The sequence below is a fragment of the Microvirga sp. BSC39 genome (assembly GCF_000739015.1).
In the GTDB taxonomy this organism is placed as follows: Bacteria; Pseudomonadota; Alphaproteobacteria; order Rhizobiales; family Beijerinckiaceae; genus Microvirga.
The window spans coordinates 47333-58941 of record NZ_JPUG01000067.1 but is presented as its reverse complement, the minus strand read 5'-3'; the positions used below and the strand labels follow the sequence as shown (position 1 = coordinate 58941).

The 11609-nt window shown below is 58.3% G+C and carries 8 protein-coding genes; 5 read left to right on the top strand and 3 right to left on the bottom strand.

Annotated features, from left to right (window positions below; all coding sequences use genetic code 11):
- The 3 genes from MA07_RS15920 to MA07_RS15910 all read left to right on the top strand — a co-directional run.
- A partial coding sequence (locus MA07_RS15920; RefSeq protein WP_036352912.1) for an AMP-binding protein occupies window positions 1–1431 on the top strand: 1431 nt, incomplete at its 5' end.
- Between the two features lie 53 nt (window positions 1432–1484).
- Window positions 1485–2573: a polysaccharide deacetylase family protein gene (locus MA07_RS15915; RefSeq protein ID WP_036352909.1), complete on the top strand. Its 1089-nt coding sequence runs from the start codon at window positions 1485–1487 to the stop codon at window positions 2571–2573.
- Between the two features lie 218 nt (window positions 2574–2791).
- A complete protein-coding gene (locus tag MA07_RS15910; RefSeq protein ID WP_036352906.1) occupies window positions 2792–4060 on the top strand; it encodes a hypothetical protein in 1269 nt (422 codons plus the stop codon).
- A gap of 336 nt (window positions 4061–4396) precedes the next feature.
- On the opposite strand, the gene MA07_RS27890 is transcribed toward MA07_RS15910, so the two are convergent.
- The 3 genes from MA07_RS27890 to MA07_RS15895 all read right to left on the bottom strand — a co-directional run bounded on the left by MA07_RS27890 (window position 4397) and on the right by MA07_RS15895 (window position 8416).
- Window positions 4397–5611, bottom strand: a complete 1215-nt coding sequence (locus tag MA07_RS27890) for a calcium-binding protein (protein WP_052003222.1) — start codon at window positions 5609–5611, stop codon at window positions 4397–4399.
- 318 nt (window positions 5612–5929) lie between these two features.
- Window positions 5930–7159, bottom strand: coding sequence for an acyltransferase family protein (locus MA07_RS15900; protein ID WP_052003221.1), 1230 nt, complete (start codon window positions 7157–7159; stop codon window positions 5930–5932).
- A 207-nt stretch (window positions 7160–7366) separates the two neighbouring features.
- Entirely contained in the window at window positions 7367–8416 is a 1050-nt protein-coding gene (locus MA07_RS15895; RefSeq protein WP_036352903.1) for a glycosyltransferase family 4 protein, read from the bottom strand.
- Window positions 8417–8620: 204 nt separating this feature from the next.
- Here MA07_RS15895 and wecB point away from each other — a divergent pair, with 204 nt between their 5' ends.
- Both wecB and MA07_RS15885 read left to right on the top strand, forming a co-directional pair.
- Window positions 8621–9775: a UDP-N-acetylglucosamine 2-epimerase (non-hydrolyzing) gene (wecB, locus tag MA07_RS15890; RefSeq protein ID WP_052003220.1), complete on the top strand. Its 1155-nt coding sequence runs from the start codon at window positions 8621–8623 to the stop codon at window positions 9773–9775.
- Window positions 9772–11091: a glycosyltransferase family 4 protein gene (locus tag MA07_RS15885; RefSeq protein WP_348270407.1), complete on the top strand. Its 1320-nt coding sequence runs from the start codon at window positions 9772–9774 to the stop codon at window positions 11089–11091. Before wecB ends, MA07_RS15885 begins: the two co-directional genes overlap by 4 nt.
- The last annotated feature ends 518 nt before the right edge of the window (window positions 11092–11609 follow it).

Below are 11609 nucleotides of genomic sequence, written 5' to 3'. Positions count from 1 at the left end.
CTTCCGTATCCGCTGCGCTGTGCGTCTGCGAGTGCGCGGGGGCTGTACCTGCGCTGGTGGCGCTACGACGCCTCCACGGACCGGGCCGTGGCCGAGATCCTCAGCCGCGAGACCTGGAGCCCGGCTCAGTGGCAGGCCTGGACCGACGAGGAGCTGGCCCGGCTGCTGCACCGGGCTGCGACCCGGGTGCCCTGGTACCGGGAGCACTGGGCCCGGCGCCGGCGGGAGGGCGACCGGCGCTCGTCCGAGTTGCTGGAGCATTGGCCGGTGCTCGAGAAGGCGGAGCTGCGGGCCAACCCGCGGGCGTTCCTGGCCGACGACTGCCGGCCTGCGCGCATGTTCGGCGTGCACACCAGCGGCACCACCGGCACGCCGGTGCACATTCTGCAGAGCCGCGCCACGGTGCTGCGCCAGTACGCCCTGATGGAGGCGCGCTGGCGCGGCTGGAACGGCGTCTCACGCCACGACCGATGGGCGATCCTTGGTGGTCAGCTTGTAACGCCGGTGGCGCAGGAGGCGCCGCCGTACTGGGTGTGGAACGCGGGCCTGCGCCAGCTGTACATGTCGGCCTACCATCTCTCGCCGGCAGCCGCCGAGCACTACCGGGCGGCGCTGGTGCGCCACAAGGTGCGCTACATCTGGGGCTACCCGTCGGGTCTGCACGCCCTGGCCGAGGACCTGCTGGCCCGCGGCCTGACCGTGCCCGGCCTCGAGGTGGTGATCACCGTCTCCGAGCCGCTTCTGGAGGTGCAGCGGTCGGCGATCGAGCGGGCGTTTGGCTGTCCGGTGGTGGAGAGCTATGGGATGACGGAGGCGGTGGTGTCGGCGAGCCAGTGCCGGCACGGGGCGCTGCATCTGTGGCCGGAGTCGGGGGTTCTGGAGGTGGTGGACGGGGCTGCTCCGGTGGTGCGGGGTCAGGCGGGGGAGTTTCTGGCCACGGGGCTGAACAACCCGGACATGCCGCTGATCCGGTACCGCACGGGGGACCGGGGGGCTTTGGCGGCGGACGCGGGGGTGTGTGCGTGCGGGCGGACGCTGCCGCGGCTGGGACGGGTGGAGGGCCGCAGTGACGACGTGCTCTACACCCCGGACGGACGACGCGTGAGCCGTCTTGGATCCGTCATCAAGGCAGGCTCACCCATTCGGGAGGCCCAGATTGTCCAGGAGGCTCTGGACCGTCTGCGGGTGCGCTACATTCCGGCGCCTGAGTGGAGTGAGGCGGCCGAGGGGGAGATCCTGGCGGCGATCCGCAGCCGCATGGGCGATGTGCAGGTGGTGTTCGAGCCCGTGCAGCAGATCCCCCGATCCGCAAACGGAAAATTCCGTTTCATGGTCTGCGCGCTTCCGCCAGATCAGAAACCTCCTCGAGAAGTAGAGCTGGTACCGTCGCCGCGTGAGTCGCGCGAGCTTGCGGGATCCGTCGAACGCTGACGCCAAGGACGCGTGTTGGCCGGGGGCGGATATGCTATGAAACGAAAGAAGGGATGATGCGGAGCAAAGGATCACGCCTGCGCGAGTTTCTCGGTCGCCTGGACTACGGAGGAACGTTCGACCTTCTGCAGGGTAAGAGTCTTACAGTGCTCTGCTATCACAGGATCGGCGCGCCGGATAATCGGTTCCACGGCTTCCGCCCCAACTTCAGTGCATCCCCCAGGCAGTTCACGCTGCAGATGAGGTTCCTGAGGAAATTTTTTTCCCCGGTTTCCTTGCAGGACGTCTTAAATTGGTTCGAAACAGGACGTCCTCTCCCTCGTCGTGCCGTGCTTGTCACGTTCGACGATGGCTACCGGGACAATGGGGATGTCGCCTGGCCGATCATGCGCAGCTTGCAGATTCCAGGTGTCATCTTCCTTGCAACTGACCATATAGGAACAAATAAACCGTTCCTCTGGGACTATGCTGCCTATTGCTTCGAAGTAACAAAGCAGAAGCGCGCCGTGCTCCCTCTCCTGGGCGAGATGGACCTGGAAACATCCTCTTGTCGTTATCGGGCAGCCTCGGCCTGGGTTGAAGCCTCCAAGCGCTTGCCTGCCGGCAACCGTCGCCTGCTCCTCGACGCACTGGCGGTCACGCTCCGTGTCTCCCCTCCCCCGCAAGCATTTGCCGACCTTCAACTCGACTGGCCGACAGTCCGGCGCCTGAAGGAAGAGGGGTTGGAATTTGGAGGGCATACCCATACGCACCCCATACTCACTCAGCTTGCGTTGCCAGAGGCCCGGCACGAGATCATAACGAGCCAACAAGTTCTATGTGCCCAGCTGGGAATGCCTGCTCGCGCATTCGCTTATCCCAACGGGTCTGCCGCCGACTTCTTTGCCGGGCATGAAGATGCCATTAGAGAGGCTGGATTCTCGATCGGGTTCTCGCTTGAACATGGGCCCGCAAAACTCGACGAGATCCGCCAGCGGCCAACAGCCATTCGGAGGCTGTACGTCGGTAGGAGGGACACAATCCCCCGCCTTTTCCTGAAGTGCCTCGGCGCCGCCCGGGTCGCCTCAGGTTCAGGACGTGGTCGACAGTTCATATCCGCAGCCCGAGAGAGCTCTAAACAATCGGAAAGCAAAGCATGCTAGGAAGCTAGAAGCTAGATGAGAGGGGCTGAACCTAGGCTGCCTCCAGAACGAGCAAGGGTTCCGCTGTGCAGATGCGTCGTCGAATTCCTGACACCCAGATTTGGAGCGACACGGAGCGATGCCAAGACTAGCCCTCTGAGCAGTTGATGCCAAATGTCGGAGGTGACAGCTTCATGATCAACCATGTCGGAGTAAGACTCTGACCTCGAAAGCTTGAGATGATGAAATCTGCTACAGAGTCACTTCCGGATGCGGCATTGTCTCCCGGGCGAGCACCGACGCGCAGGTCCCGCTTTCTTCTTGAGGCTGGCGACCAGTCTTTCGCATTTGCCTCCCAGATCGTGCTGAATGGCTCATTCTTCCTAATCATGCTCACAGCATCTATGAGGTTCGAGCCATCAGAGTTCCTGAAGCTGACCTTCGCCAATTCTCTGATTCCCCTGATTGCAGCCGCCCTCGATTTCGGTTTGAGCCAGAGCTGCCTTGCGCTTTCGTTCGAGCACAAGAAGCAGGATTACGTCACTCTCAACCTCGTCATAAAGGGGGCCATCGTAACTGTCGCCATTTCATGCTTCGCGGCGAGCCTCCTTGTGTTCGGTCTCGTACCTGAATTGGTTCTAGTTCTTGCCGCCGCATCCTTGTCATTTTGGACGGCCACGAGAGTTGTCGAACAATATGCTAAGCGCTTCAGGCAGTATGCGAAACTCAACGTCGCCCTCGCGGTAAGCAGGATAGTTCTTGGATTCATTGCGATTACTTACGACAGCTCGGTAACACTGATTATTGCCGTCTACATCTTGGCACAGGTACCTATTCAGATTGCGACCCTCCGGAAAAACGCCGATCTACGGTTGAAGTCCGTCGACCTTCATGCACTTCGCGCGATGGTGCGCATGGCCCCGATGACATTCCTGTCTTTGAACCTGTACAGCTCATTGCCCCTGATGACGCTGTGGATTCTGAAGATCAAGGATGACACTGTTTCTGCCGCTGCATTCGGCGTGGTACTGATTTTCCTAGCGCCAGTCGACCTGCTCTACGGAACTTTGAAAGTGTACATCTTCCCGAAGATGATAGAGGCAAACTTCAGCTCGATCGATCTATTCGGAATGGGGAACCGATCGATGTACCTCCTAATGGGCGGCGTCTGTGCGCTGCTCGCGCTTAGCATCGTCCCTGGGAGCATCCTCATCGACTTCATGTACAACACGCGATTTCCGGAAGCTGATGTGTTTTTCATGACTTACTTCAGTTGCCACGCGTCGGCGAGCGTCATCGGACTCTACACTCTTCATTCCCAGCGGCCGGGCCTCATTCATCTGTCCCTTGTCACAAACGCCCTAAGGGCCGGAGGTACAGCCCTGTTCTTCCTTGTTCCGGGCATGAGTTCCTACAGCATTGTGCTGGGGTCGGGTATCATCATTGTCCTTGGTGAGTTCCTCTTGGCGATGATGCTGCGGAGAGCCGCGCGACACATGCACCTGTAATCGCTGCAGACAGCAGCATCCGCTGGAACAGGGCGTTCTCCCGCCTTCAGTATAGCTTTCATCTCATCGCATGAATTTGCCGACGGTACGGTGCGTTGCAGGGTTCTTGGTTGCGTTTTCCGATAACTGTGCTCCCTGTCACTCAAACAGGATGTCGCTCCGCCCACGGCCGATCCCGAGAATGGCGGTGTGCCGGGGATCGATGGTCAGGACGGGCTCGCGCGGAGCGCCACGGCTTCATAGGACCGTCGATTTGGCCCTGATGTAAAAAGCGCCGGGCATCTCTTGGATGCCTGGCGCCATGTCGTTCTACCTTGTGCTGATTTCAGGATGGGATCAGATAACGAAGAAGTCGCGATAGGTTACTTTGAGGTTCTTTTGGATCTGGGCGAACTCAATAGCCGCCTTGGATCCTGATCCGTCAGGGTCGTAAGACAGGACCCCTGTCTTCTTGTTATAGATCACGTGATCGTTCGAATCCTGCGCCTTGTCGCCGACTTTGAAGAAGCTGTTTTTCAGCTGCGCAGGATTGGCCTCAGAGCCCTTTTTCCCGAGCTTGACGAAGATCTTATTGTCAAGCCACATGGAGTCGTCCCTGACGTTGAAGTCACTGATCTTGTCGAAGTTCACTTTACGGTCGGTTTTGGATGTACCGAGCTTTGCATTGAATACGAATGCGTCGCGGCCCGACCCACCGGAAAGCCAGTCGTTGTCCGCTCCACCGAACAGCCGGTCGTGGCCAGCCTCTCCATAGAGACGATCTTTCCCGGCTTCTCCATGAAGCCAGTCATAGCCGTCACCGCCGAAGAGCCGATCATGCCCTTTCCCGGTATAGATCATATCATGGCCCGCCATGCCGAAGACGATATCGTTTCCGGCGCCGACGTGCGTGTTGAAGCCTCTGCCGAATGCGATGGTTTCGCTCCGCTCGTCCCCAACAAGGGTAAGTCCCACGTGAGAAGCGATCTCCAACGGATTGGCAGTTTTCTGATCTGAAAGGATGACGCGGAGCCCATCCAGATCTCGCACCTGGCTGCCATACTCTCCGAAGTACAGATAGCGTTTCGCGGATCCGCCAGCGCCGGTTGGTTCAGCGGAATTGAGAAGAAGGTTTAGCTGGCCCCCTTCGCCCAGGGAGAGAGTGCCAGTGCTGGCGTCATTCGCGCCGTCGGCCACACCAAGGGTAGAGCGCGCCGCGTTATAGACATGGCCGGAAGTGGTTCCGAACAGGCTTGACGTGTTCCATAGTGTCGAATCCCCTTGATGCCACTCGGTCATGTAACCCGGGCGGTAGACAACCTCTGCCGATAGGGAGTTCGCCTGAGTGACGGATGGGTCTAGCGCTGATGCTGAAGCGAAGTACTCGCTGGAAAAGGATACGAAGTCGATATCCGCGCCCGATGCGCCGGCGGAGCCCCCCGTGCGCACGCCGTCATCGATAAAGGAGATTGTCTGCAGAACGCTGAGGGGAATCTGGCTGAGGTCGATTCTGTAAATGCCACGGCCTGCATGGAAACCAAGAAACTCGGGCTGTACAACAACACTGGTCACGGGCGTTTCCTCAAGAAGTCTTCTTCAAATATATTTGTCCGACAGGAATTTTTACTATAATGATTAAGACGTAATTATATTTTGCTGCACTTGCTCTGGCGTGTCATGCAAAAGAGTTTTTGACATTGCAGAGTTCCTTCCACCCACGTGCGTACGCCGACGTTGTTAGGGTGTCTGATGTTCCGGGTGACTTGTTCTGACATTCAGCCGACAGCCCCGCGTCGGCTGAACAAGGGTAATTGAGCTCCCGACGACACGTAAAGTTCTGTCGGGCCGGGAGTCGCGCCCTCAAGGGCTAGCAGGTCGGTCCGTGTTCGCTCAGGTGGAGGATGCTGGGCTAACGCCCTGTTGTGGCTTCATGAGCAGATGCTGTGCGGTGACGACCTCTGGCTGCGTTTCACTCGATGCTGCTTGCACTTTCGAGAAGCGGGCGCTCAATGCCTCGGATCTGCCTCCGCTCAGGTGGTTGAAAACTGCTGGCACGTACGAGTTCAAGAGCCTCGCTACCACGACGGCGAGAAGAACGGTCAAGCAAGTGGTGGCGAAGTAATTGACCAATAGAAACACTTCGCTTCGACTAGGAAGAATGCCGTCAACGCCTGCCTTGAGAAGTTGGTTCAAGGGCCAGTGGATGGCATGCAGGAAGAACGCGATCGTTCCGAACTTGGCGATCCTTGCCCCAAGGGGAGTCCTTACGAGATAGGGAGCTAGGCTCCACAAAGCTATGACGCCGTAGAGACGAACTGCGCGGGTTCCAACTCCACTGACGATACGTGCTATAGAGGCATCATCCGGAACGATCGTCGGGATGACCGCTCTGAGACCTACCAGAACGGCGTAGGTTACCACGAGGACAATCGCAGTGCGCAGGGATGCGATGTTGGCGATCGGCCAATGGTGAATACGAGCGGCTGCGCCGATGCTGAAGAAGAACAGGACATCCGTTCGGAAAAACACGATCAGGTTCACATTCACAGCCCAAATGCCAGCAAGGAACGCGAGGCTGATCAAAGGTAAGCGCCGGATGCTGAACGCCAACAAAGGTGAAATAAGAACGGTCAGCAGAAGGTCGTGAAGAAACCAGAACTGGAAGTCTGCTGGTCGCTGCGTGACACCGACGAGCGCGTTTATAAGATCCATCGCGCTGAGGTTGAACACATCGTACGCGATGAGTCTCTCCGACGTCGGCAGCGCAAGAGCGACTAAGGCCGAAAGCAGAAGTGCCAGCGCGTTCCATGAGACCATGGGCAGGAAAATTGACCGTATGCGGCTTCGATATCGTCTCTTGTAGAATTTTAGCGAGAAGTCTGCTTCCTTGAAGAACAGGTACCCAGATACAGCACTCAGCAGGGGCACGGCGCTGTAGAAGAAGAACACCAAGTAGGAGTTCACGAACAGCGCGAAGCCTCCATGCGCTGGGTGGAAGCCCTGGAAGGGGTCATAGGATGTTCCCGGGAATGCCCCATAGTGCAAGAACACGAGACCCACGACGACCGAAATACGCATGAAGTCGATCTGATCGGAAAGTAGTTCCCCATCGCGAGGCATCTCACAAACTCCACTCAGTGCAACGTCCTGAGATTGGGCTTCCGGTCAGGTGCCATGCAATAGCCAAGCATGGGTGCAGGGCAGCTGCATGGTCGCCGAGCATCAAGAACATTCATCGATACTCCACAAAGACGCGCCGGCGCTGATCGGAGCCGGCGGCGCACATTTGCTGTCTATTCTGACGACCACCGCGTCAACGTCTACCGGTTAAGAGGCGTACCTATCTCGAGAAGACCTCAGGATGTCGATCCAGCGCGGAAGCACACTGCCCCAGTCGGATCCAGTCGCGGTGCTATGCGCGTCGCACGAAATGCCAGCTGTGTCGATGCTCCCGGACAGAAGGTCGTCGATGGCACGCGCCATCGCATCGACGTTGCCGCGAGGGACCAGAAGTGCGTTCTTCCGATGCGTGAGCATGTCGGGAATGCCGCCCACATCGGTGCTCACGACGCACAATCCGCACGCCAGCGCCTCATAGACGGTCACTGGCGCATTATCGATGTTGGTTGTGTTCAGGAAAATATCGGCCTGATCCAGCATTGAAGGAAGTTGCGACTTCTCCACCCCTGGGACGACGGTGACGCATCGGCCAAGGCCAAGGTGCTCGATCCGTCCAAGCGTTCTCTGCAGACATCCATCGCCCCGGTCGGCCCCGATCATAGTGAGCTGTATGTCTCTGTAGCGGTCAACCAGTGCGGCAACCGTATCTACGGCCATGATTGGATTATACATTTCGTGAAAGCTGCGTACCCAGATCAGGCGCGGGGACACGCTAGATCGAAGCCTGAAGGGGTATCCCTCCAAACGCATTCCGTTCGGAACCAGCTGCAGGTCGGGTCGTAATGGTAGAAGCTCACGGACGAGATAGTTCGATGGTGCTGTGACGACCGCAGCATGCTTCATGACCCATTGCAGTGGCCGTCGCCATCTACGGGCGAACTTCGGTAGATTCCCACCGTGCAGCGTGAGTACGTACGGCCGAGAAAGCAGGCGGAGGAGGATGCAGGTCGCAAGGACCCAAACGAAGGCCTTCCCGCTGAACACATCGACCTGCGCCACACTGTAGGAGTGTCGCTGAGACCAGACAGTTTTCAGAATATGCTTCAGCTTGGGTAGAGGTTTCGTACGATCAGACGCGCAGGTCGTCCGCCAGCCTTGGCCTTGCAACTCATGGGCAAGATCCTCGCACACCGATCGTTTTCCGCCTGTCGCCGACAGGAAGTTTCCGATCAGGAGTACCCCGTCCTGTGCTCCCATGCTGGCCTCGTCGCTTGTGGCCAATGGAACCGAAAGCAATCTGTTTCGATTCACGCGGCAAACCTGCTTCAATCTCCAATCCATTCTGGGGCCTCTCCCTGAACCTGTCGCTTACTCTGAAGGATTACCGATCAATCGACGGTTGCCCGCCGGGGCGTATCCTCATTCGCTTCTCACGCGCGACACCCGGCCTGATACCTTCAGATGCGTCCTGCTGAGGACAACTTCAGTTTTTTGGAGACGGCCATCTTGAATTTCAGGAAGCGAATAGTTTGCATCGTCGGAACGCGTCCTGAAGCCATCAAGATGGCGCCGGTGATCCTGAAGCTGCAGGAAACATCCTGGGCGGAGACGATCGTTGTCGCCACGGGCCAACACCGCGAGCTGCTCGATCAATCCCTCGCAGTCTTCGGCATCAAGGTTCACCAGAACCTGGATGTCATGGTCGAGGGACAGTCGCTCCCGCGCCTGACCGCGCGCCTTTTTGAGAGGCTGGAGCCTTGTCTGTCCGAGCTCGCACCTGATATGCTGCTGGCGCAGGGCGATACCACGTCAGTCATGGTAGCCGCTGTTTCGTGTTTCTATCAGAATATACCGTTCGGGCATGTCGAGGCAGGTCTGAGGACGGCGGATATTCATCTTCCGTTTCCTGAAGAGTTCAATCGGCGGGTAGCTGGCCTCCTGAGCACCCTGCATTTCGCGCCTACACGAGGAGCTCAGGCGAACTTGTACCGCGCCGGCGTCCAGGAGGCCGATGTCTTCGTTACTGGCAATACCTGCATCGATGCGCTTTATTGGATGAGGGAGCGCGCTCCGCCCCTGCCTTTCTCCATCAAAGACTCTTCGCGAATTGCACTCGTGACGGCTCATCGCCGTGAAAACATGGGCGAACCGATGCGTCAGATGTTCCAGTCGATACTGGATCTGAGACGTCATTATCCGGACCTGGAGTTCATCTATCCCGTGCACCCGAACCCGAGTGTCAGCCACCTCGCCCGGGATATGCTCAGCCGCGAGGAAGGCATTCATATGTGCCCGCCGTTGGACTATCCGGCACTGGTGAGTGTTCTTGCCAGGTGCACCTTCGTGCTGACCGACAGTGGTGGGTTGCAGGAAGAGGCACCGGCCTTCGGGAAGCCGGTTTTGGTGATGCGGAGCGAAACAGAGCGCCCTGAAGCCGTTGAAATGGGAGTTGCTCGCCTGGTCGGCTCAGATCGTGGCACGATCGTCGCCGAGGCATCCCGCTTGTTGGACGATCAGGAGGCCTACCGGTCCATGGCAAAGGGTGTCTCCCCCTATGGCGACGGCAGAGCCGCTGAGCGGATCCGCGACCATATCGAGGCCTACCTGGGTGCGTGATCGGAAGCGCCTCAGATCGGGCGCAATGGAACGGAAGGGTCAACAGCGTGCATATACTCTGCGTTAGTCATTATTACCCTCCGGAGAACGGGGCGCTGGCGGTCAGAATGTCAGAGAATGCTCGCGCCTGGGTCACTTCGGGAGCGACCGTGACTGTGGTTACCTGCGCACCCAACTACCCGAGGGGCAAGGTATTTCCCGGTTATCGAAACCGCCTCTTCCAGAGAGAGGTCATCGATGGAGTTAACGTCATCCGTTTGTGGACTTTAGTTTCCGCGAACGAAGGCTTGTTCTTAAGAACGCTCAATTACCTCTCGCTTCTCCTCTCCGTTGTCATCGCCAGCCCATGGCTGCCGCGGCCGGATGTGGTCATGTCGACGTCGCCTAACCTGTTCTGCGGCATCGCCGGTGGATTGCTGTCGTGGATCAAGCGCAGACCATGGGTCTTGGAGATTCGGGACCTCTGGCCAGAAAGCATTGTAGCCGTTGGGGCGATCAGGAGCCGGGCGATTATCGCTCCGTTCGAGCACCTTGAACGGTGGGCATATCGTAAAGCGGACGCTGTCGTTTCCGTGACAGACACCTTCGTCAGACATATCGTGACTAACGGAGCCAAGCGCGAGAAAGTCCATGTCATCAAAAATGGAGTCGATCTTAGGAAGTTCGCGGCCGGGGATGGCGCGAACTTCAGAGCCAAGCATGAACTGACCAGCAAGATCATGGTGTCCTACATTGGCACTCATGGCATGGCACATAAGCTGGAAACGGTGCTAATGGCCGCGGCGAAGCTCGAACATCGTCCGGAGATCGTCTTCGCCATGGTTGGCGACGGCGCAGAGCGCACTAAGCTGACTGCAATGCGGGATAAGATGGGCCTCTCCAATGTCATGTTCCTGGGCGAGCTTCCACGCAGCGACATGCCTGACGTAATGGCAGCTACGGATATCTCCCTGGTCGTCTTGTCCAACAGCCCCCTCTTTCGCGCCGTAATCCCATCGAAGATCTTCGAAGCGATGGCGGCATCTAAGCCTATCGTACTTGGCGTCGACGGCGAGTCCGCAGAGATCATCCTGGAGGCGAAATCGGGCCTTGTCGTCACTCCGGAGAACGCTGAGGAGCTAAGTGCCGCCATTCAAACGCTGGCCGACGACGCGTCTCTACGAGACGAACTCGGGAGAAACGGCTTGAACTGCGTTCGTATGCGGTTTAGTCGTCAAGTTCTGAGCAAGACCTACCTCGATCTTCTTCGACGCGTTGCAGCCTATTCGCGTCGTTCACCAGCTTCGCATCCTCTCCCGCAAGACGTTAAGAGATAACAGATTGTACGTACAAAGAACCCGGGGCCATCTTTCGATGGCCCCGGGTTCTTTGCGTCTGTCGGCGTCGGTGACTTACTTTGAAGCAAGATCCTGCCCGCGCCCTGACTTCCGGCAAATCGCCTGTTGCATGCAGGCGTATAGGCAGGTCTCCTCGGCCGTCATCAGGGTTTTCTCTGGGAGGCCGGCAACTTCACAGTCGCCGCAAGATTTCTTTCTGCTGGCCTATCGACGCTTTGCCCCGTGGTCCGTGGGGGATGCGGATACATTCGGTAGAGTTGGGTCGAATTGACCGTGTCCCAATCGCTCTCGCTCTGCCGTATCCAGTTAGGGCTGTAGGTGGACATCTTAGGCATGATCCCTCGCGTCGCGCTCCAGTCCCGGGTGCCCGGGACCACCGGCATGGAGAGAGTAACTGGACGGGCGAGCACGTTCATTCACTAAGATGATGTACCCCTGTCGGGCCCCGCAACGATCGACGCGGTTTAGGGCTATTGCCCCGGCGAGAGCGGCGCCTT